28 protein-coding genes, 1 pseudogene and 1 riboswitch are annotated in these 25,961 nt (G+C 69.8%); of the genes and pseudogenes, 14 read left to right on the top strand and 15 right to left on the bottom strand.

Annotated features, from left to right (window positions below; genetic code table 11):
* Nucleotides 1–7 precede the first annotated feature (7 nt).
* The gene (locus OG623_RS33935) at nt 8–940 is read left to right on the top strand and encodes an ABC transporter substrate-binding protein (protein WP_406151444.1); all 933 of its coding nucleotides are present in this window, start codon (nt 8–10) and stop codon (nt 938–940) included.
* 51 nt (nt 941–991) lie between these two features.
* Nucleotides 992–2,386: a purine-cytosine permease family protein gene (locus OG623_RS33930; protein WP_406151442.1), complete on the top strand. Its 1,395-nt coding sequence runs from the start codon at nt 992–994 to the stop codon at nt 2,384–2,386.
* Here OG623_RS33930 and OG623_RS33925 read toward each other — a convergent pair.
* Complete coding sequence (locus OG623_RS33925) at nt 2,383–2,931, bottom strand: TetR family transcriptional regulator C-terminal domain-containing protein (protein WP_406152119.1); 549 nt, start codon at nt 2,929–2,931, stop codon at nt 2,383–2,385. The two genes, OG623_RS33930 and OG623_RS33925, sit on opposite strands and share 4 nt — an antisense overlap.
* Nucleotides 2,932–3,198: 267 nt before the next feature.
* Here OG623_RS33925 and OG623_RS33920 point away from each other — a divergent pair.
* From OG623_RS33920 to OG623_RS33910, 3 genes and pseudogenes are all read left to right on the top strand, one after another.
* A pseudogene (locus OG623_RS33920) lies at nt 3,199–4,632 on the top strand (glycoside hydrolase family 30 protein); the annotation flags it as partial.
* A 77-nt stretch (nt 4,633–4,709) separates the two neighbouring features.
* A complete protein-coding gene (locus tag OG623_RS33915; protein ID WP_406151440.1) occupies nt 4,710–5,474 on the top strand; it encodes an isocitrate lyase/phosphoenolpyruvate mutase family protein in 765 nt (254 codons plus the stop codon).
* Nucleotides 5,475–5,479: 5 nt separating this feature from the next.
* Nucleotides 5,480–5,565: riboswitch (ZMP/ZTP riboswitch) on the top strand.
* A gap of 21 nt (nt 5,566–5,586) precedes the next feature.
* Nucleotides 5,587–6,489 carry a bifunctional 5,10-methylenetetrahydrofolate dehydrogenase/5,10-methenyltetrahydrofolate cyclohydrolase gene (locus OG623_RS33910; protein WP_406151439.1) on the top strand — a complete coding sequence of 301 codons (903 nt, stop codon included), beginning with the start codon at nt 5,587–5,589 and terminating at the stop codon, nt 6,487–6,489.
* On the opposite strand, the gene OG623_RS33905 is transcribed toward OG623_RS33910, so the two are convergent.
* Together OG623_RS33905 and OG623_RS33900 are read right to left on the bottom strand one after the other, a co-directional pair.
* The gene (locus tag OG623_RS33905; protein WP_406151438.1) at nt 6,458–7,405 is read right to left on the bottom strand and encodes a DNA-3-methyladenine glycosylase family protein; all 948 of its coding nucleotides are present in this window, start codon (nt 7,403–7,405) and stop codon (nt 6,458–6,460) included. The two genes, OG623_RS33910 and OG623_RS33905, sit on opposite strands and share 32 nt — an antisense overlap.
* Nucleotide 7,406: 1 nt before the next feature.
* Nucleotides 7,407–7,778, bottom strand: coding sequence for a VOC family protein (locus tag OG623_RS33900; protein ID WP_406151437.1), 372 nt, complete (start codon nt 7,776–7,778; stop codon nt 7,407–7,409).
* A gap of 105 nt (nt 7,779–7,883) precedes the next feature.
* Here OG623_RS33900 and OG623_RS33895 point away from each other — a divergent pair, with 105 nt between their 5' ends.
* Nucleotides 7,884–8,345 (top strand): MarR family winged helix-turn-helix transcriptional regulator, encoded by a 462-nt coding sequence (locus OG623_RS33895; protein WP_406151436.1) that lies wholly within the window; start codon nt 7,884–7,886, stop codon nt 8,343–8,345.
* 55 nt (nt 8,346–8,400) lie between these two features.
* Here OG623_RS33895 and OG623_RS33890 read toward each other — a convergent pair whose 3' ends face one another.
* The 3 genes from OG623_RS33890 to OG623_RS33880 are packed head-to-tail and all read right to left on the bottom strand — an operon-like array spanning nt 8,401 to nt 10,801.
* On the bottom strand, nt 8,401–9,066 hold the full coding sequence (locus OG623_RS33890) for a response regulator (RefSeq protein ID WP_406151435.1): 666 nt from the start codon (nt 9,064–9,066) through the stop codon (nt 8,401–8,403).
* On the bottom strand, nt 9,063–10,280 hold the full coding sequence (locus OG623_RS33885; RefSeq protein ID WP_406151434.1) for a sensor histidine kinase: 1,218 nt from the start codon (nt 10,278–10,280) through the stop codon (nt 9,063–9,065). The genes OG623_RS33890 and OG623_RS33885 overlap by 4 nt, the downstream gene beginning before the upstream one ends.
* 2 nt (nt 10,281–10,282) lie before the next feature.
* The gene (locus OG623_RS33880) at nt 10,283–10,801 is read right to left on the bottom strand and encodes a hypothetical protein (RefSeq protein ID WP_406151433.1); all 519 of its coding nucleotides are present in this window, start codon (nt 10,799–10,801) and stop codon (nt 10,283–10,285) included.
* Nucleotides 10,802–11,145: 344 nt separating this feature from the next.
* Between OG623_RS33880 and OG623_RS33875 the strand changes: the two genes are divergently transcribed.
* Both OG623_RS33875 and OG623_RS33870 read left to right on the top strand, forming a co-directional pair.
* Nucleotides 11,146–12,522, top strand: a complete 1,377-nt coding sequence (locus OG623_RS33875) for a cytochrome P450 (RefSeq protein WP_406151432.1) — start codon at nt 11,146–11,148, stop codon at nt 12,520–12,522.
* 100 nt (nt 12,523–12,622) lie between these two features.
* Entirely contained in the window at nt 12,623–12,934 is a 312-nt protein-coding gene (locus tag OG623_RS33870; RefSeq protein WP_406151431.1) for a nuclear transport factor 2 family protein, read from the top strand.
* Between the two features lie 73 nt (nt 12,935–13,007).
* Here OG623_RS33870 and OG623_RS33865 read toward each other — a convergent pair whose 3' ends face one another.
* A complete protein-coding gene (locus OG623_RS33865) occupies nt 13,008–14,330 on the bottom strand; it encodes a geranylgeranyl reductase family protein (RefSeq protein WP_406151430.1) in 1,323 nt (440 codons plus the stop codon).
* An 82-nt stretch (nt 14,331–14,412) separates the two neighbouring features.
* Nucleotides 14,413–14,616, bottom strand: a complete 204-nt coding sequence (locus OG623_RS33860) for a cold-shock protein (protein WP_014158060.1) — start codon at nt 14,614–14,616, stop codon at nt 14,413–14,415.
* A 515-nt stretch (nt 14,617–15,131) separates the two neighbouring features.
* Between OG623_RS33860 and OG623_RS33855 the strand changes: the two genes are divergently transcribed.
* Nucleotides 15,132–15,764 carry a hypothetical protein gene (locus OG623_RS33855; protein WP_406151429.1) on the top strand — a complete coding sequence of 211 codons (633 nt, stop codon included), beginning with the start codon at nt 15,132–15,134 and terminating at the stop codon, nt 15,762–15,764.
* A gap of 167 nt (nt 15,765–15,931) precedes the next feature.
* On the opposite strand, the gene OG623_RS33850 is transcribed toward OG623_RS33855, so the two are convergent.
* Nucleotides 15,932–16,891, bottom strand: a complete 960-nt coding sequence (locus tag OG623_RS33850; protein WP_406151428.1) for a glycerophosphodiester phosphodiesterase family protein — start codon at nt 16,889–16,891, stop codon at nt 15,932–15,934.
* 224 nt (nt 16,892–17,115) lie between these two features.
* Here OG623_RS33850 and OG623_RS33845 point away from each other — a divergent pair, with 224 nt between their 5' ends.
* Complete coding sequence (locus OG623_RS33845) at nt 17,116–18,021, top strand: LLM class F420-dependent oxidoreductase (protein WP_406151427.1); 906 nt, start codon at nt 17,116–17,118, stop codon at nt 18,019–18,021.
* Between the two features lie 19 nt (nt 18,022–18,040).
* Here the strand turns inward: OG623_RS33845 and OG623_RS33840 are convergent, their stop codons facing one another.
* Both OG623_RS33840 and OG623_RS33835 read right to left on the bottom strand, forming a co-directional pair.
* Nucleotides 18,041–18,556, bottom strand: coding sequence for a GNAT family N-acetyltransferase (locus tag OG623_RS33840; protein ID WP_406151426.1), 516 nt, complete (start codon nt 18,554–18,556; stop codon nt 18,041–18,043).
* A gap of 42 nt (nt 18,557–18,598) precedes the next feature.
* On the bottom strand, nt 18,599–18,769 hold the full coding sequence (locus OG623_RS33835; protein ID WP_362893506.1) for a hypothetical protein: 171 nt from the start codon (nt 18,767–18,769) through the stop codon (nt 18,599–18,601).
* Between the two features lie 115 nt (nt 18,770–18,884).
* Here OG623_RS33835 and OG623_RS33830 point away from each other — a divergent pair, with 115 nt between their 5' ends.
* A complete protein-coding gene (locus tag OG623_RS33830; RefSeq protein WP_406151425.1) occupies nt 18,885–19,631 on the top strand; it encodes a class I SAM-dependent methyltransferase in 747 nt (248 codons plus the stop codon).
* A gap of 75 nt (nt 19,632–19,706) precedes the next feature.
* On the opposite strand, the gene OG623_RS33825 is transcribed toward OG623_RS33830, so the two are convergent.
* Nucleotides 19,707–20,780, bottom strand: a complete 1,074-nt coding sequence (locus OG623_RS33825) for an alkene reductase (RefSeq protein WP_406151424.1) — start codon at nt 20,778–20,780, stop codon at nt 19,707–19,709.
* Between the two features lie 129 nt (nt 20,781–20,909).
* On the opposite strand from OG623_RS33825, the gene OG623_RS33820 reads away from it, so the two are divergent.
* Complete coding sequence (locus tag OG623_RS33820; RefSeq protein WP_406151423.1) at nt 20,910–21,287, top strand: MerR family transcriptional regulator; 378 nt, start codon at nt 20,910–20,912, stop codon at nt 21,285–21,287.
* Between the two features lie 102 nt (nt 21,288–21,389).
* Here OG623_RS33820 and OG623_RS33815 read toward each other — a convergent pair whose 3' ends face one another.
* On the bottom strand, nt 21,390–21,656 hold the full coding sequence (locus OG623_RS33815) for a hypothetical protein (RefSeq protein WP_406151422.1): 267 nt from the start codon (nt 21,654–21,656) through the stop codon (nt 21,390–21,392).
* A gap of 157 nt (nt 21,657–21,813) precedes the next feature.
* On the opposite strand from OG623_RS33815, the gene OG623_RS33810 reads away from it, so the two are divergent.
* On the top strand, nt 21,814–22,236 hold the full coding sequence (locus OG623_RS33810) for a PPOX class F420-dependent oxidoreductase (protein WP_406151421.1): 423 nt from the start codon (nt 21,814–21,816) through the stop codon (nt 22,234–22,236).
* A gap of 31 nt (nt 22,237–22,267) precedes the next feature.
* Here the strand turns inward: OG623_RS33810 and OG623_RS33805 are convergent, their stop codons facing one another.
* Nucleotides 22,268–23,035 (bottom strand): NPP1 family protein, encoded by a 768-nt coding sequence (locus tag OG623_RS33805; protein WP_406151420.1) that lies wholly within the window; start codon nt 23,033–23,035, stop codon nt 22,268–22,270.
* Nucleotides 23,036–23,170: 135 nt separating this feature from the next.
* Nucleotides 23,171–24,328 (bottom strand): hypothetical protein, encoded by a 1,158-nt coding sequence (locus tag OG623_RS33800; RefSeq protein ID WP_406151419.1) that lies wholly within the window; start codon nt 24,326–24,328, stop codon nt 23,171–23,173.
* Nucleotides 24,329–24,524: 196 nt separating this feature from the next.
* Here OG623_RS33800 and OG623_RS33795 point away from each other — a divergent pair, with 196 nt between their 5' ends.
* Entirely contained in the window at nt 24,525–25,931 is a 1,407-nt protein-coding gene (locus tag OG623_RS33795) for a hypothetical protein (protein ID WP_406152118.1), read from the top strand.
* Nucleotides 25,932–25,961 lie beyond the last annotated feature (30 nt).

Raw genomic sequence — 25,961 nt, 5'->3', positions numbered from 1 at the left:
ACGCACCATGAACCGCAGAACTCTCCTCGGCGGGCTCCTCGCCGCCGCATCCGTCCCCGCGCTCGCCTCCTGCAGCAGCGGCATCACCTCACTCGACGGGCAGGGATCCGGCGGCGGTGGCGCGGGCTCCAGCGAGGGCGGCGTCACCATCGGCACCGCCAACTTCACCGAGAACCAGGTGCTGGGACACCTCTACGCCGCAGCGCTCGAAGCGGCCGGGGTGAAGACCACGGTCCGCCCCAACCTCGGCACCCGCGAGATCCTCATCCCCGCCCTCAAGGGCGGCGACATCGACCTCCTGCCCGAATACCAGGGCGCGCTGCTGCACTACCTCGACCCCAAGGCCACGGCGACCGAGGAGGGCGAGATGCAGAACGCCCTCGCCATGGTCCTGCCGCCCGGCCTGCAGATCCTTCCCTACGGCACGGCCGAGGACTCCGACGCCTTCGTCGTCACCCGGGAGACGGCCGACACGTACGGGCTGAGCTCACTCGCGGACCTCGCGCGGCACAACGGCAAGCTGATCATCGGCGCGGCGCCCGAGGTCAAGAAGCGCACCGTGGGCGCGGTGGGCCTCAAGGACGTGTACGGCGTGGAGTTCAAGGAGTTCAAGTCACTCGACTCCTCGGGACCGCTGGTCAAGGGCGCCCTGAAGAAGGGGGACGTCGATGTCGCGAACCTCTTCACCACCGACACCGACATCGTCGCCGAGAAGTGGGTCGTGCTCACCGACCCCAAGAACCTCGTCCCCGGCCAGCGCGTGGTGCCTCTCATCGCCGACCGCAAGGCCGACTCGACGGTGCGCGCGGCACTCGCCCGCCTGGGCAACGCACTGACGACCAAGGACCTCACCGAGCTCAACCGTCTGGTGGACAAGGACAAGAAGGACCCCGAGGACGTCGCGCACGACTGGGCCGCACGGCACGGGATCAAGAAGTAGCCGCCGCCCGGCCGGGCGGCGGGACACACCGAGAGGCCAGGGAGCCGAGTCATGGCAGCTGAAGACCTGGTGGAGCGGCGCTCCATCGACGTCGTCCCGGACGACGAACGACACGGGACCGCGTTCAGTCAGTTCACCCTCTGGCTCGGCGCCAACCTCCAGATCACCGCGGTCGTCACGGGCGCGCTCGCCGTCGTCTTCGGCGGCGACGTGGTGTGGTCCGCGGCCGGTCTGCTGCTGGGCAATCTGCTGGGCGGCGCCGTCATGGCCCTGCACTCCGCGCAGGGGCCGAAGCTCGGGCTGCCCCAGATGATCCAGTCCCGCGCCCAGTTCGGGGTACGCGGCGCGATCGTGCCCCTCCTCCTGGTCATCCTCATGTACGTGGGCTTCTTCGCGAGCGGCAGCGTCCTCGCCGGCCAGGCGACCGCCGAGCTCACGCACACGAGCGACACCACCGGAATCATCGTCTTCGCGGTCATCACCGCTGTGACTGCGGCGGTCGGCTACCGCCTGATCCACGCCCTGGGACGGGTGGCGGGCGTGGTCTGCGCCCTCGCCTTCGTCTACCTGGGCATCCGGCTGCTGGACCGCGTGGATCTTTCGGCGCTGCTCGGTGACGCCCACTTCGACCTGCCGATGTTCCTGCTCGCCGTGTCGCTCTCGGCGTCCTGGCAGCTCGCCTTCGGGCCGTACGTCGCGGACTACTCGCGCTATCTGCCGCGTTCGACGTCGGGGCGCGCGACGTTCTGGTGGACCCTGTCCGGGTCGGCGGTCGGCTCGCAGTGGTCGATGACCTTCGGGGTGCTCGTGGCGGCGAGTGCGGGGGACGCGTTCCTCGACAACCAGGTGGGATACGTGGTCGGCCTGGGCGGCACGGGCCTGATCGCCTCGTTCCTGTACTTCGTGATCGCGCTCGGCAAGCTGACCATCAACGTGCTCAACACCTACGGCGGCTTCATGTCGTTGGTGACCAGCGTCAGCGGGTTCCGCGGGCAGAGGACCCTGTCGGCGCGCGGCAGGACCGCGTACATCACCCTGATCATGGTGGCCGGCACGGTGGTCGCCCTGCTGGGCAAGGACACCTTCCTGACGTCCTTCAAGGACTTCCTGCTGTTCCTGCTGACGTTCTTCACCCCGTGGTCGGCGATCAACCTGGTCGACTACTACCTGATCTCCCGGGAGCGGTACGACATACCGGCACTGACGGACCCCGATGGCCGCTACGGCGCCTGGCGCTGGGACGCCCTCACGGTCTACGGGGTGGGGATCCTCGCGCAGCTCCCGTTCCTCGTGACGCACTTCTACACGGGCCCGCTGGCGGATCCGCTGGGCGGCGCGGACATCTCCTGGATCGTCGGCCTGGTCGTCCCGGCGGTCCTCTACTGGCTGCTGGCCCGCCGCGGGAACACCGTCGCCCTGCGCGAAACCACGTACGAAATGCCCTAGGCCCGCAGCCTCCCCACCAGCGCTTCGATCACGCACTCCGTCGATGCCGCCATGTCCACGGCATCCGGGTCGAGCAGCCACTGCACCTGCAAGCCGTCCATCACGGCGACGATCGCGTTCGCGGCACCGATGACATCCAGGTCCTGGCGCACCTCGCCCAGTGCGCAGGCCTCCGTCAGCGCCTCGGCGACGAATTCACGCAGGCCGGCGTAGCGGTTACGGAAATACGCCTGCGCGGGGTGGTCGTCGGTGACGCTCTCCGCCGAGAGCACCGCGTAGAGGCGGACGATGCCCTCGCGCTCGGCGTTGTGGCGGACCGTGTCCACCAGATGCCGGAGGAAGGTCAGGCCGCGCGGCCGGTCCGGGCCCAGGTCGGCGATGTCGGTGGCGTCCCGCAGGTCGAGGACCTCGGTCAGCAGGTTGGCCTTGGAGTGGAAGTAGTGCAGGACCCCGGCCTGGGTCAGGCCCGCGCGGTCGGCGATCTCGGCGAGGGATGCCTTGCCGTAGCCCCGGGCCGCGAAGGTCTCCATCGCGATGCCGAGGATCTCGTCGTGACGTTCCTGGGCGGCGGGGCTGCGTTCCCGGCGGCTGCGCCGACCGGTTCGAGGTGCGGACGTCGCCGTCTTTTCGGTGCTCACCTGCCGGAGTCTAGGCCGGACGTGATCGATGCAGAAGAAGTTCCGCACAACCACTTACTAAGTACTCAGTAAGCGTGCTTGTATGCCGCCCGTGACCCACTCAGGCAACCACCGCACGAGAGGAGCCGGCGGCACATCACGTACGCGCCCCACCGCAGTCGAAGGAGCCGCAAGATGACAGCACCCGCACACAGTCGCGCCCGGGCGAGAGCCACGAGGACCGCCGTCGCGGCGGCCGTTCTGACCCTCACCTGCACGGGCATCGCCTACGGCGCCCACAGCACACCCCCCGGTGTGGCCGCCGACGATGCGGCCCATGTCTGGATCACCACGCCGGACGGCACCAGCAAGCTCAAGGACGACGGCACCGCCGCCTTCACCGGCAGCCCGCAGTCGACGGACATCAGGATCGACGCCGGGGACACCGGACAGAAGTTCACCGGCGCGGGTGCCTCCGTGACGGAGGCGTCGGCCCATCTGATCCAGCAGCTTCCCTCGGACACCAGGGACTCCCTGCTCAGGTCGCTCTTCTCCCGGGAAGGGGACGGCATCGGCCTGAACTATCTGCGCCAGCCGCTCGGCAGCAGTGATTTCAACGCCGAACCTGGCTTCACGACGTACGAGGACACCCCAGGGGCCTTCTCCATCGACCGGGACAGGCAGGAGACCATCCCGGTGATCAAGCAGGCCCAGGCGGTCAACTCCTCGATCCGGTTCATGGGGACACCCTGGTCCGCCCCTGCCTGGATGAAGACCGGCAACGATCTCAAGGGCGGCAAGCTCGACCCCGCCCACTACCAGGACTACGCCGACTACCTGGTCAAGGCCGTCGAGGCGTACGGAGCGGAGGGGATCGAGCTCACCGACCTCACCGCCCAGAACGAGCCCGAGTTCGAGGCGACCTATCCCTCCATGGCGATGACCTCGTCCGAGCAGGCGGACTTCCTGAAGGTCCTGGACGAGACCCTCACGGAGAACGATCTGGACACCAACCTCCTGGCCTACGACCACAACTGGGACCACCCCGACTATCCGCTGGACGTCTTCAGCAGGACGTCCGGGATGAACCGTCTGATCGGCGCGGCCTTCCACTGCTACGGAGGCACCCCCGAGGCGCAGCAGCAGGTCCGCGACGCGGGAAAGCGCGTCTTCTTCACGGAGTGCTCGGGTTCCGACTCCGAGAACACCGCGAACACCTTCGAGGACACCCTGCGGTGGCACGCCGAGAACCTGGTCGTGCGGAACATGCGCTCGGGCGGTGAGACGGTCGTCGACTGGAATCTGGCCCTCGACCAGAACGGCGGCCCCCACCAGGGCAACTGCTCGACCCGCTGCAACGGTGTGGTGGAGATCGCGGGCGGCGACGTCACACCCAACGCCGAGTACTACACCCTCGGACATCTGTCGAAGTTCGTGGACGTCGGCGCGGACCGGATCGGCTCCACGGCCGACGGCACGATCCAGAACGTCGCCTTCCAGAATCCGGACGGCGAACGCGTCCTGTACGCCGTGAACACGGGCACGTCCGATCAGGAGTTCTCCCTCACGGACGACGGCCGTTCGCTGACGTACACGCTTCCGGCGGGTGCGGTGGCGACGTTCACCTGGCAGCCCTGACCCACGCCGAGGATTCCCGCCCGCATGGTTCGGCCGGCGCCGAACCATGCGGGTCCTAGCCTGGCGCCATGACCAGTTTCCACGCACTGCACCACACCGGGACGCCGTTGCTGCTGCCCAATGCCTGGGACCACGCGTCCGCCGCGGCCCTCGCCGCACGGGGCTTTCCCGCGATCGGGACGACCAGCCTGGGCGTGGCCGCCGCGGCCGGGCTGCCCGACGGTGCGGGGGTGGCCGAGGAGGAGACTCTTCGGCTGGCACAGCTCCTGGGCCATCGGGGGTTCCTGCTGTCCGTGGACGCCGAGGGCGGTTTCAGCGACGACCCGGCGAAGGTGGCGGAGCTGGCCGTCCGGCTGGCCGCCGCCGGTGCTGTGGGCATCAATCTGGAGGACGGCAGGGGCGATGGAACGCTCAGCCCCGTCCCGGTGCACGCGGCCAAGATCGCGGCGGTCAAGGCGGCCGTGCCCGACCTCTTCGTCAACGCCCGCACGGACACCCACTGGCTGCGCACCCAGCAGGACGAGACCACGGCCCGGCTCGACGCCTACATCCGGGCCGGCGCCGACGGCGTCTTCGTCCCCGGTCTGTCCGACCCGGCGGGGATCTCCGCCCTGGTGCGGTTCCTCGACGTACCGCTGAACATCCTGTACTCGCCTTCGGGCCCGGGCGTGGCGGAACTCGGCGCCCTGGGCGTACGCCGTGTCAGCCTCGGCTCGCTGCTCTACCGGGCGGCGCTGGGGGCGGCGGTGGGCGCGGCGGAGGACATCCGTGCCGGGCGCCCGGTGACCGGCGGAGTCGCGAAGTACGCCGAGGTGCAGGGCTTCGCCCAGTAGGCTGGGGTACAGGCCGTGACTGGCGCTGAGGTGGAGCACCACCGGGGAGCGGTCTGACGAGATGTCGTTGCCGTGCGCCTGGGCGAGCAGTCAGCCACGCCTGGAGGGCATCATGTCCACGACTCGAACAGCCCAGCTCATGGACGGCACCGGCCTCGCCCGGCGCATCATCGAGAAGGCCGCGGCCGAAGCGGCGGAGATCTCACGGAGTTCGGGGACCGGCCCCTGTCTGGCCACGGTGCTGGTGGGCGAGGACCCCGCGTCGGCCACGTACGTCCGTATGAAGCAGGCCCGTTGCGCGAAGGCGGGCATCCGGTCACGGCACATCGCTCTGCCCGCCGCCACCACGACCGCCGAGCTCGTCGACACGCTCTCGGATCTGTCCGGTGATCCGGATGTGCACGGCATCCTGCTCCAGCATCCCTGCGGTCCGCACATCGACGAGCGAGCGGCGTTCGAGGCCATCGCCCCGGAGAAGGACGTCGACGGCGTCACGATGCGCTCGTTCGCCGCGATGAGCTTCGCGCTGCCCGGCTTCGTGTCGTGCACCCCGGGCGGAATCATGCGGCTGCTGAAGGCCTACGACGTCGAACTGTCGGGCAAGCACGCCGTCGTGGTGGGCCGTAGCGCGATTCTCGGCAAGCCGGCCGGGATGCTCCTGCTCGCCGAGGACGCGACGGTGACGTACTGCCACTCCCGCACGGCCGACCTGTCGGAGGCCGTCCGGGAGGCGGACGTCGTGGTCGCCGCCGTGGGGCGTCCTCGGCTGATCCGGGGCGAGGACATCAAGCCGGGCGCGGTGGTGGTCGACGCCGGATACAACGCGGGCAATGTGGGCGACGTGGACTTCGACACGGCCCGCACCCGTGCCCGGTTGATCACTCCGGTTCCTGGTGGCGTCGGGCCGATGACGATCGCCGTCCTGCTGGCGCAGACCGTGGAGGCCGCAGCGCATCAGCTGGGATTCCGGCGCCACCGATCTCTCACGGCCGGTTCCCGGCGTGGGCACGCATGAGGAGGGCGACCCAACTGCGGTAGGGGCGCCAGGCTTCGGCCAGCGCCGCGAGCCGTCGGGGGCTGCTGTCCGCGGTGGAGGCGTCGAGGCCGTACGCGGCTGCCATGGCCCGGTGGAGGCGGGGCTCCACGGTGGGGAAGACATCGGGGTGTCCCGCGCCACGGATGAGGATGAGCTCGGCGGAGAACGGTCCGATGCCGGGCAGCTGTCTCAGGTCGCTGAGGGCGGACTCGGCGGGCTGTGCGCGCAGGACCGCGGCGTCGAGGCGCCCGTCCAGGGTGGCTTCGGCCAGTGCGTGCAGGCGCCCGATCTTGAGGCCGGTGAGACCGGGGACGTGGTCGAGGGTGCGCAGCACGGCGGGGGCGGGAAAGGCGTGCAGCCGTCGGCCCGCCACGTCGACGGGCCGGCCGTGCTCGTGCGCGAGACGGGCCTTGATGGCTGCGGCCTGGGTCTCTCGGATGCGGTTGCCGATGATCGTCCAGGCGGCGGCCTCGTAGGGCGAGTGGAACAGGACGGGCCGCAGTCCCGGGAACTCGGCCTGGAGACCGGCGACGACCTCGTCCTTGTCGGCGAGGGCGGGGAAGTCGGTGGCATCGACGTCGAGGGAGAGGATGCGGGCGATCTGGGCGCCGGCGGCCCGGCCTGCCACGGAGCCCGCGGTGGGCCGGGTGGTCCGGCCGTCGGCACGGACGGTGCACTCCGCGTGGACGAGGCCGGGGGTGCCGGGGGCGCCGTCCGTGGTCTCCTCCTGCCGGACCGCGGCTCCGACCACGGTGCGTCCGTCGTCGGAGACGAAGGCCAGCCGGAGAACCGCCTCGGCCGTGTGCTCGTAGGAGGCGGGGGTGAAGCCCTCCAGGAACCGGATGGAGGCGGCGAGGGAGAACGGACCGGCCGGGGCGAAGGAGACCGCGGCCACGTCAGCCGCCCTGGTGGACGGTCAGGACATAGCCCTCGGGACCGGTGAAGGAGAACATCGGGCCGAAGGGGCTGTCGGTGACAGGCGTGAGGATCTCGACGTCGTTGGCGATGAGCTGGTCGTGCAGAGCCTGGGTGTCAGGGGTGGGGAACCAGAGAGCGACACCGAGGCCGGGGCGGCCTGCATCCAGGTCGGTGCCGGGAAGCGGGTCACGCACGGCCAGCGCCACGGGCTTGGTGTCGAAGACGACCGCACCGGGGGGCGAGACGGCGGCACGGCGCAGGCCGAGGTTCTTCTCGCAGAACATGGCGGCAGCCTCCAGGTCACGGACCTGCAGAGCGATGAAGTCGGGACCGTCGATGGCGGCGGACATGGTTCCTCCTCGAATTGACGCGAAGACCTGACGCCAGGACTTCGATGTCAGGGCTTTGACATAACAGAGCGTAGAAGGCGCTCCGGCCTATGTCAAAATACTGACATGGATGACACGCCGCCGATCGAACCGCCGCACCCCGCCGAGGACGTGACCGATCACGTGGGCTACCGGCTCAAGCGCGCGCATGCCGCTCTGCGAGGCGCTATGGACCTGGTGCTGCGCGGTCACGACCTGACCGTTCCGCAGTACTCCTGTCTGGAGGTCCTCGCGGCCCGCCCGGGCCTGTCCAACGCCGAGCTGGCCCGGGCCACCTTCGTCACCCGGCAGTCGGCCAACACCGTCCTGCGCGGTCTGCAGGACGACGGCCTGGTCGCCCGCCCCGACACCGTGGCCACCGGCCGCGCCCGCCCCACGCATCTCACCGATGAGGGCAGGCTCCGGCTGAAGGCGGCACAGTCGGCGGTCTACGCCGTCGAGGCCCGCATGATCCGCGCCGTCCCCGCCGGGCGTCTGGCCGAGCTCCTCGCTGACCTCGACCGCATGACGCTGGCCCTCGACGAGTGAGGACGGGCACCGCCCGTCGCCGGGCCCGCACGGCCCTGCGGCGTCGGCCGCGCCGTCAGGCCAGTCCTGCTTCGATGGCGCGGCGGACGGCGTCGGCCCGGTCCCGGATCCCCGCCTTGGCGAACAGGTTGTTGATGTGGGTCTTGACCGTGGCCTCACTGATGAAGAGCTTCTCGGCGATCCCCCGGTTGGGCATGCCCTGGCCGATCAGCGCGAGCACCTCACGTTCGCGGGGTGTGAGGTTGCCCGGCAGAGCCCGTCCCCCGACGGGCGCCTTGGTCCTGACGGTGGCGAGCAACCGGTCCTGGACCTCGCGGTCGAGCACGGACTGCCCCGCACCTGCGGCCCGGATCGCCCGGGTGATGTCCTGGCGTCCCGCGTTCTTCGTCAGATAACCACGAGCCCCCGCGCCCAGGGCACCCAGGATCGAGTCGTCGTCGGCGAAGGTGGTCAACACGACCACCGCCACCTCCGGATACTCCTCGCTCAGCCGGCGGGTCGCTTCGATCCCGTCCATCACGGGCATCCTCAGGTCCATCAGCACCACGTCCACCGGCCCGGCGGCAGCAGCCGTCAGCACCTCGCCGCCATCGGCCGCGGTCGCGACGACATCGATGCCCTCGGACAGTCCGAGGACCGCGGCGAGCGGCTCCCGGACGGCGGCCTGATCGTCGGCGACGACCACCCTCAACCGCTGGGCACTCTGGGTCGGTTCACTCATCCCGGTATCACTGCCTCCACCTGCCAGCCGCCCTCGTCCGGTCCCTCGGTGAGGGGGCGCGCGCTGACGCTTCCGCCCAGCAGGGCGACACGTTCACGCATTCCGATCAGCCCCATCCCGCTGCCGACGCCCGCGTTCACCGCACGGGTTGCGGCGCCGTTACGGATCCTCAGTGTGGTCGATGCGGACGCGAACCTCAGCTCCACCCGGACTTCTCCCCCGGGCGCGTGCCGAGCGGCGTTGGTCAACGCCTCCTGGGCGATCCGCAGCAGATTCTGGGTCACTCCGGCGGGCACCTCACGAACGATCCCGGTGACGGTGAGGACCTCACGGTGACCCGACGACTCGAGCATCGCCGTCAGGGTCTCCAGCAGCGGCAGGGCGTCCTCGCGCAACGCGTGCACGGTCCACTGCGCCTGTTTCAGGCTCTCCTTGACCAGACCGTGGGCCTTGCCGTTGGCCTCCCTGACCTTCTCCAGGTCCCCCGTGTCGAGCAACGCGTCGGCCAGCTCCAACTGCATGTTGATCCCGGCCAGCGAGTGCGCCAGGACATCGTGCACATCACGCGCGATCCGGCTGCGCTCGGTCAGCACGGCGGTCCGCGCCTCGGCCCGGGCGGCGCGCTCGGCCGATTCGGCGGCCTCGATCGCCGCCTCCACGGCCCGGTGCCGACTGCGGTTGACGATGCCGAGCAGGACCGGGAGGCCCGTGGCGAGACCGAGGGCCCAGGGCAAGTCGTGGTACCCGGGCCCGAGACGGAAGAACAGGACGCCGCCGCAGAGCAGACTGCTGAGACCCGCGAGAGCGAGGGCCGGCCTGGTGTCGAACCGGTGCCCGAGGTGTCCGACGAGGAAGAAGGCGAAGAGGTACGTCGTCCCGCTGCGACTGACCCCGATCAGGCCGGCCGCCGCCAGGATGCTCAGCGCCGGCCAGACCAGGGGAAGGCGCCCGGCGGCCTTGTTCCTGTTCCCGGGCAGACGCCGATCCAGCAGAATCGCGGAGTTGACCACGAGCAGAACGGCAACGGCCAGGCCCGAACCGCTGAATGCGAGCGGCCGGATCGTCAGGATTCCGATCACGATGACCGCCACGGTCCAGAACCACTGCACACGCGGGTCCCGTCCGGGAACACGGAGCGGGCCCGCTCCCGGGGCCGCGCCTTCCCCAGGGCGCGGGACGCTCTCGGTTACGGACACCGGCCGAAGATATCGCATGGTCACGCCGTGCGTTCGAAGACGGGTGCCGGGTGGGTCACGGTCCGGCTGCGTATGAAGATCGTGGCCAGCCGCACGACCACTTCGGTGAGTGCCATCAGTACGAACGCCGCCACCCATGCCTGGTCACCGGTGATGTGATGAGCGATGCTGAACCGGGCGACGTCGTCGGCCCCGCCGCCGTGCTGCACCCACAGCTGGAAGCCCATCCGTGCCCCCATGCCCGCCACCCACAGGATCGCGGACACCGCCCCGGCCTTGATCAGGACGTGCTCCCCGACGGTGCGGATGCGGGTGCAGATGCCACCGGCGGCGCCGAGTGCGGCACCGATGCCCATGAGGACCCCTATCAGCACCAGGTCGTTGCCCGCGGTGGGAATGGTGTCCAGGTACGAGTAGGCCACGAAGGTCACGATCCCGAGCGGGATCAGGAAGGACTTGAGGTCGAGGCGGCCTTCCCGCAGCTGCCGGAAGACGACGAGGATGAGGGCGATGTCGGTGATCCACTCGGTTGTTGTCATGCCACGAAGCCTCCCGCGCCGGGGCTCTCAGCGCCTGGACCCACGGGTGGAATCACGGGTGGAATGGTGGGTGGACTCATGGGTGGAGCCGTGGGGTGGAGTCGTAGGTGCGGTTCAACCGCTCCACCCGATGCCCCCCACCACCGACCGGCATCACCATCACCCGCAACACCGCCTCACCGCATCACCGCATCACCCGCGCGGCCGCCGTGCGTCGTTCCCCCCGTGGCCCGCGCCAAACGCCCTTCCGAGTGGCATAGACCACTCCCCCGGACGGATTGCTGCCGGGAACGACAAGGGAAGCCATAGGACGCCAAGATCTGTCCGAAAGGCGGCATATCCTCGTGACGCTCGTAGCGCCTCCCCCCATCCCCAGGGCAGCGGGCTCGGTCCCGCTCCTGGGTCACGCGATACAGCTCATACGCGACAACCTCGGCTTCATCGCCTCGCTCCGCACCAACTACGGCCCGCTGGTCGAGATCACTCTGCAGCCCGGAACCCGCACCCTGATCGTCCAGGACCCCGATCTCATCCGCACGATGCTGACCGACCTCGGTCCCAGTCTGGACAAGGGACGCTTCTTCGAGAAGATGGGCCAGCTGCTGGGCGACTCGGTCGTCACCGCCGCGGGCCAGGAACACGTCCGAAAACGACGTCAGTTGCAACCCGCCTTCGGCCGCCCCGAGATCGCCGGCTACGTCGACACCATGCGCGGTGCGACAACCGCGGCCCTCGACACCTGGAACCCCGGCCGACGGCTCGACGTCCGTGAGGCCATGGTCGGCCTCTCCCTCGACATGCTCGCCCAGACGGTCTTCGCCGGCAGCCTGGACGAAGCGACGTTCCTCCGGCTACGCAAGGACCTGTCGGTGGTCATGAACGGGGTCGGCGCCCGCGTCATGCTGCCCGACTGGGTGGAGCGGCTTCCTCTGCCCTTCAACCGGCGGTTCACGGCCGCCAGGGACGCGGTCCGTGCCACCATCGACCGGGCCGTGACCGATCTCCAGGACTCCGAGCAGGACAACGGGGACATGCTGTCCCTGCTGCTGCGCACCACGGACGAGGAGACCGGCCAGCCGCTGACCGGGCACCAGATCAGCTCGGAGATCCTCACGCTGGCTGTGGCCGGCACCGAGACCACCGCATCGGTGCTGTCCTGGGCGCTCTACGAGATCGCGCGTAACGCCGATGTCGAACGGCAGGTCCTGGACGAGCTCGACAGGGTTCTCGAAGGCCGGCCCATCACCTTCGCGGACCTTCCGCATCTGCCCTACCTCGACCGCGTCATCCGGGAAACGCTGCGGCTGCACCACACCGGCTGGCTCGTGACCCGCCGCACCATCACCCGCACACGTCTGGGGCCCTGGTCGATACCCCCGGGCACAGAACTCGCCTACTGCCAGCACGCCCTGCACCGCGATCCCGCGTTCTTCCCGGACCCCCTCGTGTTCGATCCGGACCGCTGGCTGGATGAGAGCCAGGCCAAGGCGTTCACCCCTGGAGCGTTCCTCCCGTTCGGTGCGGGCAAGCACAAGTGCATCGGAGACCGGTTCGCCCTGACCGAGCTGGTCACCGCCATCGCGACGATCGTCAGGCGCGTACGGTTCGAGGTCCCGCCGGATCAGAGCGTCCGTCCGGTGGCCCAGGCGACCGTGCGGCCCAGCACGCTGCTGATGGATGTGCACCGGCGGGGCGGTGCCACCGAGCAGAAACCGCACTGACCGATACCGTCGGCCTCGAAACTCCGCGCGGGCAGCCTCGTTGACCTCTCCTGGGAGCCATCGAACCCATGAGACAACGCTGTACAGCGACGGAGACGTTATGAGCAATGAGCTGGATCCCGCGGTAGCGAAGTTCGTCGACGCGGTGAACGCCGGTGACCGTGAGGCCTTCCGGGCCGCGCTCACCGGCGACGCGACGATGAGCGACGACGGCAGCGAGCGCGACATCGCCGAGTGGACCGACAAGGAGATGTTCAGCAGCAACGGCCGGATGAAGATCCAGTCGGTCAAGGACCACGGGCGCTCGCTGGTGGCCGACTTCACCAATGACACCTGGGGGACCATGCGAACCGCCTGGCGGTTCACCCTGACCGGCGACAGGATCAGCCACTTCGACACCGGGCAGGCCTGACCGGGTCCCCGTCCCCGGCCTCGTAGGCGGCGGTATGCCGGCGCCTACGAGGGAGCCGGTGTGGCGCGTGCGGTCACCGGCGGCGTGCGCCCAGGCCCCGCGTCTCCCGACGGGGCGCGGGAACCATCCGTACGATGCCGCGCACGACGGAGTCGATCAGGTCGTCGGAGGGTGCGTCACTTCCGTGCGTCAGCAGGCGGGCGAGTGTACGCACCAGGGCGGGCGAGGCCATGACACGGGGACTGAGGAGCGGCCGGTAGCCGTAGCGGGCGAGCACCAGGTCGGCGACGGTGTTGCCGAGCCGGTAGTAGCGGCCCCACCGGCGGTTCACCTCGCTCGCGTACTGATGGAGAGCCTGCTCACGGCCTGGCCCTTCCGGGCGGTGCAGGGCGAGAGCGACCGTCTCGGCCGCGACCTCGCCCGCCTCCATCGCCTGGACGATGCCTTCGCCGCTCCACGGGCTGACCATGCCGCCGCTGTCGCCGACCAGGAGCAGACCGCGCCGGTACTGAGGCCTGCGGTTGAAGCCCATGGGCAGTGCGGCACTGCGCATCGGCGAATCGGCGTTCTCCTCGCGCAGGTCCCAGTGGGCCGGCAGCCTGGTCAGCCACAGGTCCATGGTGGCCCGCAGGTCCACGGGTCCGTGACCTCGGTGCGGCAGGGCGCCCAGGCCGACATTCACACGGCCGTCACCGAGGGGGAAGATCCATCCGTATCCCGGCAGGTCACGGCCGGTGCGGGAACAGAGCAGGTCCGCCCAGAGCTCCAGATAGGGGTCATGCGTGCGGGCCTCGCTGCGGTAGTAGCGGCGCGCGGCGGTGGCCATCGGTCGGCTCGGGTCGCGTTCCAGCCCCATGGCGAGGGCGGTACGGGCCGAGGCTCCGTCGGCGGCGATCACCACGGGGGCGTGGTAGTTCTTCGGCTCCTTGTCCGCTCCGGCGACCGTGCTCACGCCGATGATGCGTCCGGCGCGGTCGGTCAGAGGGCCCGTCGCCTTCGTCTCCAGGCACAACCGCGCCCCGGCGGCCACGGCCTGCCGGACCAGGATGTCGTCGAAGTCGTGCCGGGAGCGGGTGAGACCGAAGTCCGGATGGCTGCCCGAGCGGGGCCAGTCGATGTGTACCTGACGCCCTCCGCAGACCCATCGCATGCCCTTGGTCCGGGTCCAGCCCGGGCCGTCGATGTCGATGCCCATGCGCACCAGCTGCTGCACACCTCGCGGGGTGAGGCCGTCACCGCAGACCTTGTCCCGGGGGAAGGTGCCCTTCTCCAGCAGTACGACGTCCACCCCGGCCCGCGCCAGATGGAGCGCCGCCGCGGAACCCGCGGGTCCCGCACCCACCACGATCACCTGCGCGTGATGATCCGCGCTGCCCACACCGTCGTCCGTCTCCACGTGCTGACTCCTCGATGTGCGGGGGCGCCCAGGCCCTCGGATTCTGCTCCCCCGGGGGCCTGGGCAATCTCGAACCGCGCTCTCAGGCGGTCGTGATGTTCTCCGCCTGCGGGCCCTTCTGGCCCTGGGTGACGTCGAAGGTGACGGCCTGGCCTTCCTGCAGCTCGCGGAAACCAGTGGCGTTGATGGCGGAGTAGTGGGCGAAGACGTCCGGACCGCCGCCGTCCTGCTGGATGAAGCCGAAACCCTTTTCGGCGTTGAACCACTTGACGGTTCCGCTGGCCATGCTCGTGCCTTCCGTTTGATATCCGGATCCGCACCTCGCGGTCCCGGAGGCGCCGTGGTTCCGCACCGACACAGCAAAACGCCCGCACCGAAGCGCGGGCAGGTACGGCGAACCACGACATCTGAGAGTGACGCTACATGGCGAAACCGGCCCCCACCAGAGAGCAACGGCGCGATATGTGCGTCCGAGGGAATCGACTCACCCCTACGGCGTGATGTGGGAGCGAACTTCGGATGTGTGTCAACGGATGCTTTGCGCCGGGCCATGACGGTTCGTGGAAGAACGCCGGTTCCCGTGCCATCCGCCGCACGGACAACTTCGGGCCAGAACCACGGAGTCACCCGGCGCGTGATACGCGGACACCGACGCCGCGCGCTCCGGATCCGCGTGTCCGGGTGTGTCCAGGAGCCCTTGATCCATGGTGATTCGGCAGGCACTGGGGTATTGGTGACGTCGGTGTCGGTAGCATCAGCCGTCATAGACGTGTGAAACACCCAGCGAAAGACGAGGACTGCATGTCCGAAAACACTCCTACATCCGGCATCAGCGCGGATTACGCCCAGCGGATCACGGATGATCTCGCGGCCAACCGGGGCGAGCAGGACCGTGCGCGCGCCGAGCTGACCCGACTGCAGGACGAGCTCATCCAGTTGGAGGAGGGCGAGCAGGTCCTGGTCAAGATGCAAGAGGTGCTGGGCGGCGCCGGAAAGCCGGCTGTGCGCAAGGGCAAGGCCGGCAAGGCGGCGGCGTCCGTTCCTGCGGCGCGCCGTGCCAAGGGCGGCAACGCCGCGAAGAAGGGCAGCGCGCCGAAGTCTCAAGCTAAGGCTGAGCCGCAGACTTCCGCCGGTGGGACCGTGAAGCCGAAGAACGGCAAGACCCCGGCGCCCAGGAAGACCGGTGAGCCGACGTGGCGTGAGCTGATCACCGCGTATCTCGCGGACCAGCGGGAACCGAAGTCCGCGGCCGAGGTCGCCACCGCGCTGTCCGAGGCCAACCCCCAGCGGGCGACCCAGGTCACCGTGGTGCGTAACACCCTGGAGCAGGGCGTGGCGCACGGGCTGCTGGAGCGCTCCAAGCAGGGACGCTCCGTCTACTACAGCCCCGCCCCGGCCGCGAAGGCCGCGAAGGTCAGCGCCGAAGCCAAGTAACCGCGGCTCCATGGCCATGAACCCGTCCGGCGCGGACCGGAGCCCGGCACACACATCTGTGGTGGTGCCGGCGGCGGCCGGGAGGCGTGTCACACTCCGCCTCGCGGCTGCCTCGGCCGGCCCGCGAGCGCCGCGGCTCAGGGGCGATGAAGGTGCTTCTCCGTCGATCAGTGGCGGGGCGCCGGGTACGGGACGGGCAGAGACATCCCACGCGCAGCCATGATGTCCCGTACGCGGTCGGGGTGGTCGGTGATGATTCCGTCGATGCCCAGGTCCATGAGCGCCTCGACCGTGGCCGGGTCGTCGCAGGTCCAGGGGATGACCTTCAGTCCGCGCCGGTGCGCGTCGCGCACCATCTTCTTGTCGGGGTAGAACCGGAAGTCCGGATCCGCGATCGTGCCGTCCTGCGGGAACCCGTAGTTCGGGGACAGTGCGGTCACACCCGTGATGGACGCGGCAGCACGCACGAAGTCTCCGTCGAAGTCATCGGCGTCGATGCCTCCTAGCCAGGGTGAGGCTCCCGGCTTCCCCACCTCCAGGAAGTCGTGGTTGGTCAGCGCCACCAGAGGGTAGGTGGGCGCGATCCTGTGCATCTCCTTCAGTGCGCCCCAGTCGAAGGACTGCACGGTCACCTGCTTCTCGATGCCGGAGCGGCGGATCTCCTCCTGGACCCGACGTACGAACAGCTTGCGCGGGGCGGTCTGCTCGGGTGCTCCGGCCTCCACCTTCACCTCGATGTTCAGCTTGATCCGCTTGGCGTCGTACCTCTTCACCACGTTGAGGACATCCTTGAGTTCGGCCATACGCATGCCCTTGATCTGCTCCTGCTCGGGGAAGCCGGGCAACCGCTGGTAGCCGCAGTCCATGCTCTTGATCTGCGCGAGTGTCAGGTCCTTGATGTACTTGCCGACGTACGGATACACCGGGTCGCCCGGCGTCAGCGGGCCGGTGTCCGCACACTTCTCGGCGCTGACCTGCCGGTCATGCGTCACGACCACTTTGCGGTCCTTGGTGATCTGGGTATCCAGCTCCAGGGTGCTGACACCCAGGCGTATCGCCTTGGCGAAGCCTTCGAGTGACTCCTCCGTGGTCATCCCCAGGCCGGCGACTGTGTGCCTCAGGGACATGTGTGTGCCTCGTCTGTTGCGGCAAGCTGGACACCGTGAAGCTCACCCTGAGGGTTCGGCCCGCACGGGGCCCCACAGCAAGGACACCGTGAACGTACGCGGAACGGCAACTCCGGGGGAAGCGCCGGTCGCCTTCCGCCCGGGCGTCACCGACGCACATGACCCCGTTCGGGTGAACTCCGCCCTGCTGGGAATAGCAGGTACGGTGCGCTGTTGATCTCACTATGACTTCTGAGACAAGGACCTCCGGGACACGCGAGGCATTCGGACGGGTCGGCATCTGGAGCGGCGCCCTGCACGGGTCGCGTACGGACGACGCGGGCAAGCAGGCGATCGGGGAAGCGGTCGCCGAGCTCGACGAGCTGGGGTACGGCACGCTCTGGATCGGCGGCAGCCCCTCGGTCGGGGACGCCGCGGCCGTCGTGGCGGCCACCCGCAGGATCACCGTGGCCACCGGCATCCTGAGCATCTGGGACCATCCCGCCGATGAGGTGGCGGCGGGCATCGCCGGGATCGACGCGAGCGCGCGCGGGCGGTTCGTGCTCGGCCTGGGCGTCAGCCACGGCCCTATGGTGCCGCAGTACGCGAAGCCGTACAGCGCGATGGTCGCCTATCTCGACGCGCTCGATGCCGCCACCCCGCCGGTGGGCCCGGGAAGCAGGGTCCTCGCCGCACTCGGCCCGAAGATGCTGAAACTCGCCACCGACCGGGCACTGGGGGCGCACCCCTATCTCGTCACGGCGGAGCACACCGCGGAGGCGCGTACGGCGCTGGGGCCCGACGCCCTGCTCGCTCCGGAGCTGTCGGTGGTTCTCGACACCGACGCCGACCGGGCCCGCGCCACCGCGCGGAACATGCTGACGATGTACCTCCAGCTGCCCAACTACACCGCCAACCTCCTGCGTCTGGGGTTCGAGGAGAGCGACTTCGACGGCGGTGGCAGCGCCCGTCTCCTCGACGCGCTCTTCGCCCTGGGTGACGCCGAGCGTGTGAAGGCCAGGACCCAGGAGTACCTCGACGCCGGCGCGGACCACGTGGCTCTCCAGATCCTCACCGCCGACGAGGGTGGCGGGGGCCTGCCGCTCGCGGAGTGGCGTGAGCTGGCGGGGGCGTTCGGGGACGGGCTCTAGAGCGGCGCGTCCGGGCGCACTACCCCTGCCGCAGATCTCTGCGCATGGGGACCCTCGGCCACCGGTCCAGACCGTGAGCCGCTTCCGACCGGCGGATCTCCCGCAGGCCGGGACCGAGCTCACCGTCGTCCAGCGGGCGGAATCCGAGGCGCGCGTAGTAGGGCGCGTTCCACGGGACGTCGGCGAACGTGGTGAGAGTGAGCGCGGGCACGCCGGCGGCCGCGGCGTGGTGCGCGAGGTGGTCGAGCAGGGCACGTCCGACCGCGCGACGTGCCTGGTCGGGGTGGACCGACACCTGTTCCACGTGGAGGTTCCCGTCCACTCGTTCCGCGATGAGGTAGGCCACCGGAGTGTCTGCCGCGTCGACGGCCACCCAGGCCAGCCCGTTCCTCCGGTAACGCGCCAGTTCACCGGTCGGGAGTGGCTCGTCCTCGGCGATCTCGGGCATTCCGATGTCGCGGAAGCACTGCCCTGCGGCTCGCTCGATGTCCTGGAGCAGCGGCAGTTCGTCGATGTCCACCGGTCGGATACTCATGGGCACATTGTCCATTGGGGTATCCGCACGCCCGGTCGGAGGTCACCGCCGGCCGACGCGCCGCCCGTTGCCGATGCCGGCGACATGGAGGGCCAGCACGACCAGGCCCAGGAGCATGACGTTCGTCGAGGTGAAGACGTCGTTCGTCACGATGTCGGCGGCATTGATCAGAAAGGCGATGAAGAACAGCACCGCTGCGGCTATACCCAGCATGACGTAGCTCCTTCTGTCGTTGGAACACGTGTGCCCCGGCACGCGTGGATCAGGCCCGCCCGGACATTTGGCCGACCGTCGCACGTACCGCCGCGGGGTTCGACAGAATCGCCGTATGACGACCACTCCGCAGGCCCGCTCCTTCGACCGGGCCGCCTCCGCCTACGCCAGGCACCGCCCTTCGTATCCGCCCGCGCTGTTCGACGCGGTCGAGGATCTCGCCGGCCGCCCGTTGCGAGGCGCCGATGTCGCCGACATCGGTGCGGGCACCGGGCTCGCGACGGCGCTTCTTCATGCCCGTGGTGCTCGCGTCGTCGCGGTGGAGCCCGGCCCGGCCATGGCGTCCCGGTTCCGCCTCGGCCTGCCCGACGTCCCGGTCGTCCGTGGCGACGGCGACCAACTGCCGCTCGCCTCCGGGTCCGTCGACGTCCTCACCTATGCCCAGAGCTGGCACTGGACCGACCGGCGCAAGTCCGTGCCGGAGGCGCTGCGAGTGCTCCGCCGAGGCGGAGCACTCGCCCTCTGGTGGAACGACTCGGACAGTACGGACGGCTGGGCGGCCGACCAGTACGCCCGACTGCGCCGCCTCTTCGGCGCCGACGAGGACGAACCCGACCGCATGGCCAGGTTCCGCGGCCTGCCGTCCGAGCTCAGCTTCGCCCGCAGGCAGATCGCGTGGTCGAGGAGTGTCCCGCTCGAAACGCATCTCGCGAACCTCGCCACCTACTCCGACTTCCTCGTCCTCGGCGAGAGCGCCACCGAGGCCTTCATCGCCGAGGAACGTGCCCTGCTGACCGAGGTCTTCCCGCAGGGAATCGTCGAGGAGCGCTATGTGGTCAGCCTGGCCCTCGCCATCCGCTGAGATCGTGCCGGGCGGCACCGTTGTCCGCCGTACCCGCTTGCCGCCGCACCCGGGCGCGGACGGACCGTCGCCGGCTCAAGCCGTGTGCTGGTACGCGGGGTAGGTGAGATAGCCGGCGTCGCCTCCCTGGTAGTACGTGGCCTCGTCGACGGGGGCGATCGGCAGCCGGGACCGCAGTCGCTCCACGAGGTCGGGGTTGGCGATGAACGCACGTCCGAAGCCGATCAGGTCCGCCCCGAGCGAGAGCCAGTGGTCCGCTTCCTCCCGGCCGGTCTGCTTGGGCCCCATGGGGAACACCGGATTCATGATCAAGGTCCCGGGCCAGGCTCGCCGCAGGCCCAGCAGCACCTCTTCGCCGGCCGTGGCCTCAAGGTGTACGTAAGCCACCTCCAGCCGTGCCAGCTCGGCCAGCAGCGCGGCATTGAGCTCGGGGGCATCGGTCTCCTCGACGCCCCAGAAGCCACCGCCGGGGGACAGACGTATGCCGGTCCTCGCCGCTCCGACCTCCTGCACGGTCGCGGAGACGGCCTCCACCGCGAACCGGATGCGGTTGGCCACCGAACCCCCGTAGGAGTCCGTGCGCAGGTTGGCGTTCGACGAGAGGAACTGTGAGATCAGGTAGCCGTTGGCGCCGTGCAGTTCCACTCCGTCGAAGCCCGCGTCAACGGCACGGCGGGCCGCGCTCGCGTACGCCAGGGCGTGCTCCCCCACCTCCGCGGTTTCCAGGGCACGTGGGAGCGGAGCGGGCTGGGGCCCCGTGGGGGTGAACACATCGCCCACGGCCGCGACCGCGGAGGGCCCGACCGGCTGCGTGCCGGTGGTGTCCGGGTGCGACACCCGGCCGCCGTGCATGATCTGCGCGAAGATCCGTCCGCCGTTCGCATGGACCGCGGAGGTCACGGGACGCCATGCGGCCACCTGCTCGTCGGTGTGCAGCCCCGGCGTGCCGGGATTGGACTGCCCGATCAGGCTCGGCTGAACCCCTTCACTCACGATCAGTCCGGCCGTGGCCCGCTGGGCGTAGTACGACGCCATCGACGGGGTGGCGAGGCCGCCCGCCGCAGCTCGGACGCGCGTCATCGGGGCCATCACCGTCCGGTTGGGCAGCCTCAGGTCGCCGAGCTGATAGCTGTGGAACAGGTCCGTCATGTCGAGAACTCCCCTGGTGTCGGCTTCGTGCCCGCTTGCCGGGCACATCGATTACGCTAAAACCTCACATCAATGTCAGAGGCAAGAGCCGTGACGCACGCCACAGGTCGCGGGGGACAGGGAGGGTTCATGCGCATCGGGGAGCTCGCAGCACGGACAGGGGTCAGCGTCAGGTCCCTGCGCTACTACGAGGAGCAAGGGCTGCTCGCCAGCAACCGCAGCAGCAGCGGGCAGCGGCATTACACGGACGACCAGCCCGAGCGGGTCCGCTTCATCCAGCGGATGTACGCGGCGGGCCTCTCCAGCCGCACGATCACCGAACTGCTCCCCTGCGTCGATTCGCCGAGCCAGGACAACTCCGACGCGGCTGTCGAGCGGATGACACAGGAGCGCGACCGGCTCAGCCGGCACATCACCGACCTCGCGGCCACCCGGGACGCACTCGACGCGCTCATCCTGACGGCCCGGACCTACCGCGAGCAGCTGCAGGACGCACCGGCCTGCTGAAGCCACCCGGACGGCCGGGCTCCACCACGCCCGCCGTCAGGACGTGTCCGGCACCCGGGCCGCGGGGCCACGCCCCTGACCGCCCCGGCGCCGGCGGGCGGCTCACGGGCTGTCCGCCTCCCAGGCCCAGCGCCCTGGGGCGGCGGCCACAGGCGCGTACACGGCGCGTCCTCCCGCGCCGAACTTCCCCAGCTCCGTGCCGAGTGCCGCGCCCACGGCGAGGCGGTCCTCGGGCCAGCCGGTCACGTCCAGGAGCAGCCCGTCCAGCGGGCCGCCCACCAGTTCCACGTAGACGTGCCCGGGGCGTGGTCCCGGATCGGGGTCGTCGTGGTCGGTGCCGTAGACGCGCCTTCTCATCAGTTCGTCCATGCCTCCAGCATCACAGCCACCACCGACAGTCGGACGCGCAGCGTGGGGGCGGTCCCGGCCGCCGCACCGCTCGTGTGGCAGCGTGGACACGCGCCCTCGCATCCGTCAGGTGGTTCACCGCCACAGAAGGGGCGCAGCACGAGACAGAGGAGAGAACATGTCGAAGCCGCCCCTTCCCGACGCCGCGGTCGCCATGCTGCGCAAACCCAACCCGGCCGTGATCGCCACCCTCAGGTCGGACGGGCAGCCGGTGTCCACGGCCACCTGGTACCTCTGGGACGACGGCCGGGTGCTGGTCAACATGGACGGGGGTCGCAAGCGGCTCGACCATGTGCGCCGCGACCCCCGTGTCACCCTGACGGTGCTCGACGACTCCGACTGGTACACCCATGTGACCCTGATCGGACGCGTCGTCGAGATGAGTGACGACGAGGGTCTGGCCGGCATCGACCGGCTGTCCCAGCAGTACCTGGGCCAGCCGTACGCGGACCGCGAGCGCGCTCGGGTCAACGCCTGGATCGAGATCGACCGCTGGCACGGATGGGGTGGCTTCCGGGACAGCTCCCAGGCGGCGACCTAGGTGTATTGACCCGCGGGGTCATTCGTCCGGCTCATCCGTTCGGGTCGAAGGGGATGTCCGGCGGCAGTGCCTTCTCCAGGTGGGCGGCGAAGTTGCCGTCCTTGAGGCCGAAGACCGCACTCCCGAAGTCCGCGTCGACCAGCTTGTCCCGCAGGCCGTCCGGGTAGCCCTCCCAGCCGACGAGCGCCGGGAACCGCCAGTCGTGGTAGTGGTTCTCCGGCGGCTCGTCGTTGGAGTTGGCGGGGCGGAAGCAGTGGGTACTCGCACCGTCCTTGTGATAGACGACCTTCGGATGGGTCCCGTCCCACCTGATCTGGTCACTGGGATAGACGTCGAAGTTCCCGTGGGCGGAAGTGGCCACATAGCGGGCCTCGTTGTCCTGGATCCACACCACGACGTGCTCCCAGTCGTGCCGGTGCCCGCCGAGCCCGCTGCCGGCCACCGCCTGGTCCTTCTCGAAGTAGGACCCGTAGATGACCGCGCACCACCCGTTGTTGCACAGGGAGCGGGCATAGCCGTTGGTGTTGTCGAGGTCCTCCTGGTCACGGCAATTGCCGTTGATCGCGCCCGTGGTGTTGAGGCCTTCGGCGATCGTGCCGTCGGGGCCGATCGCGGGCGTCTGGTAGCAGCCGTCCGTGTCGTAGTCGTACGCCGGTTGGAACGTCTGCTCGATCGCGTCCGCGTTGGCGGGCAGTGCGGCCGGTGGGGCGGCGAGCGCGCTGCTTGCCGAGGTGATGACCAGTGCGATGGCACTGGCCATGACGACAGCGGCTTTGCGGAGCGGTGCCTTGCTCTTCACTACGTCCTCCAGGTCGGCGCGTGTCTGTGGGGGGCACGCGCGCTACGCCTGGCATGCCCAGCACAAGCTCCTTGAACCCTGCGAACGCGACGAGTTGGGCGGCGCCGGACGTGACTCGGCCCGGGCGGAGGGTACTCAGCGTGGACGCACGACCGCGGCCGTCGCACCGGATGTCCCCGGCACGCCCTTCCGGGCGGCGGCCCTGCCCGGGCGCAGGGTCCACGGCACCGGGTCGGTGTTCGTCAGCCACCCCTCGGCGATCAGCCCGCGGATGACATGGATCCGCAGCTCGCGTGACATCTTCCCCCAGCCCATCCCCTTGCAGAGCTGTTTGACGGAGGGTCCGTGACCGTGCGAGGCACGGAAGGCCGCGGCGAACTCGGCGGCGGCGGGACCCTGGTGGGGAAACTTGGCCTCCCAGGTGTCGTGGGCCGCGCGTACCTTCTCGTCGAACTGGGCGGGCACCGCCTTGCGCATGAAGGCCTCCGAGACCAGGGCCGTGGACAGGGCGCAATCGGGGCAGCGTTCGACCGCCTCGACATGCCGCCGCAGGGCCACGCTCGCCCCGTCCTTCCACGCGTCCCAGCTCAGCCGTCCGGCCTCGGGATCGTCGCGCACCAAGGACGGGGTGTCGGACGGGGGGCGTGCGCCCGACAGATGGCGGACGGCTTCGGACAGCAGATACCGGTCACCGTCCGACTCCGCAAGGAAGCCCTTGTCGAGAAGTTCGGGCAGAACGGCCCGGCACTCGTCGGGGAGGTCGGCGGGCAGCGTGCCGTACCCGTCGGCCGGGCCGTGGGCGGCCAGGAAGAGCGCGGCCAGCCGCGCGGCGGTCGAGGCCTTCCTGACCGGCTTGGCCGACATCGTCCGCATCGTCCAGCCGGACACCCTGGACCGCATGACCTTGCCGAAGGGCAGTGGCGGGTCCGGCCTGCCGGAGAGGTCAGGCACCAGGATCCCCACCGGGGTGACGAGGTCCTCGCCGAGCAAGGCCTCCTGACGCCGCCAGCCCAGAGCGGCGAGGGCACCGACCGCGCCCTCCGGGTCGGCCAGACGCAGGGAACGGAGGTCCTGGCCGGTGAGGTTGCCGACGCCGCTCCGGGCCGCCCGGATGGTGACGACGACCGCGAGGAGCCGCGCATCGGCCCCCTCCAGCGGCAGCGAGGCCACGTACGCCATGAGCGCGCGGGCGGCCTCACCCTGGCGGGGCGTCAGCAGGAAGGGCTTCGGCTTCACCACCGGCGCGGCCGTGGCGGGGATCGTGCTGGACGAGGCGGAGGGCATGCCCTGCACAACGCGCGAACGCGGCGGAGGTCACCGCTCGTACAGGTGCGTGATCGGTGGTCGTCGGTAAACGATATGAACGCAATGACGCGCACTCTGGTGCATGTCCTGGGCGTGGCTAGCATCGGCCCGCATGAATCGGAGCAAGAAGCCAGGGAGCAACACCGTGATCGCTTTTCCCGGACGGCGGCGTTCACGCGGAAGGATGGCGGCGGTGACCGCGAGCTGTGTCGCGGGGATCCTCGCAGCCGGTCTCATCGGCCCCGCGCAGTCGTCGGCGGCTGCCGGAGCGCCGGACGCGATCCCCTGTCCCGGGGATCTGGCGGCGAAGGCGACGTGCTACTCCGGCCAGGATTCCCACGGCGCCCACTACACCGTCGCGATCCCCCACACCTGGAACGGGACGCTGGTGATGCACGCCCACGGCGGACCCGACCTGGGCGAGGAGTCGGACCCGCAGCGCAGCGCCGAGGACCTGGAGCGCTGGTCGGTCATGGTCGACGAGGGCTACGCCTGGGCGGGATCGGCGTACCGCCGCGGCGGGTACGGGACGAGGATGGCCGCCGCGGACACGGAGAACCTGCGCCGGCTGTTCACGGAGAGGTTCGGGCGCCCGAGCACCACGCTGATCCACGGGCAGTCCTGGGGCGGGAACGTGGCCGCGAAGACCATCGAGATGTACGGGTCCGGGGCCGGCGCGCCCTACGACGGCGCCCTCCTCACGAACGGTGTCCTCGCCGGCGGTTCGCGTGGTTACGACTACCGTGTGGACCTCCGCGTCGTCTATCAGTACTACTGCCACAACCACCCGCGTCCGTCGGAGCCGTCGTACCCGTTGTGGATGGGACTGCGCCAGGGTTCGACCATGACCGGAGCGGGCCTGCGCGCCAGGCTTCAGGAATGCACGGGTTACGCCTCGGAGCCGGCGGACCGTACGTCCCTGCAGCAGCGGAACCTGGACGACATCCTCGCGGTCACGAGGATTCCCGAGCGGACCCTCGAATCACATCTCTCCTTCGCGACCTTCACCTTCCGCGACATCGTGGGACGGCTCGGCATGCGCAGCCCCTTCAGCAACGAGCATGTGCGTTACAGCGGATCGCACGACGACGCCGCGCTGAACGCAGGGGTCGAGCGGTTCTCCGCGGACCCCTCCGCGCGTCGTGACCTGTCCTACGACAGCGATGTGACCGGGGCCGTGTCGGTCCCGGTGCTGACCATGCACGCCATCGACGACCCCACCGCCTTCGTCGAGCACGAAGCGGCCTACCGCGACAGCCTGAAGGGGGCCGACCGCGACCGTCGTCTCGTGCAGACCTTCACCCAGGAGGGCGAGCACAGCGGCCTCAGCAAGGCCGAGTACGCCAGTGCGGTCTCGGCCTTGTCCGACTGGGTGCGGACGGGGCGAAAGCCGACGGCGGCCTCGGTCGCCTCGTCCTGCCCCGCCTACGACGCCGAGTACGCGACCGGGTGCTTCTTCCGTCCTGACTACCACCCCGCCCCCTATGCCTCACGGGTGAACCCCCGGGCGGGTGCGACGCACTGGCCCGCGATGACGAGGGCTCAGGAGAAGAGGTGGAGCCGTCTCGGGGACGTGGGCATCGCGCCCTGAACCGCGTGGGCGGCCCCTCCGGCAAAAGTG

It is taken from the genome of Streptomyces sp. NBC_01012, assembly GCF_045162755.1.
Lineage (GTDB): Bacteria > Actinomycetota > Actinomycetes > Streptomycetales > Streptomycetaceae > Streptomyces.
Note: the sequence above shows the minus strand (reverse complement) of the source record. Positions and strands in the feature narration are given on the sequence as shown.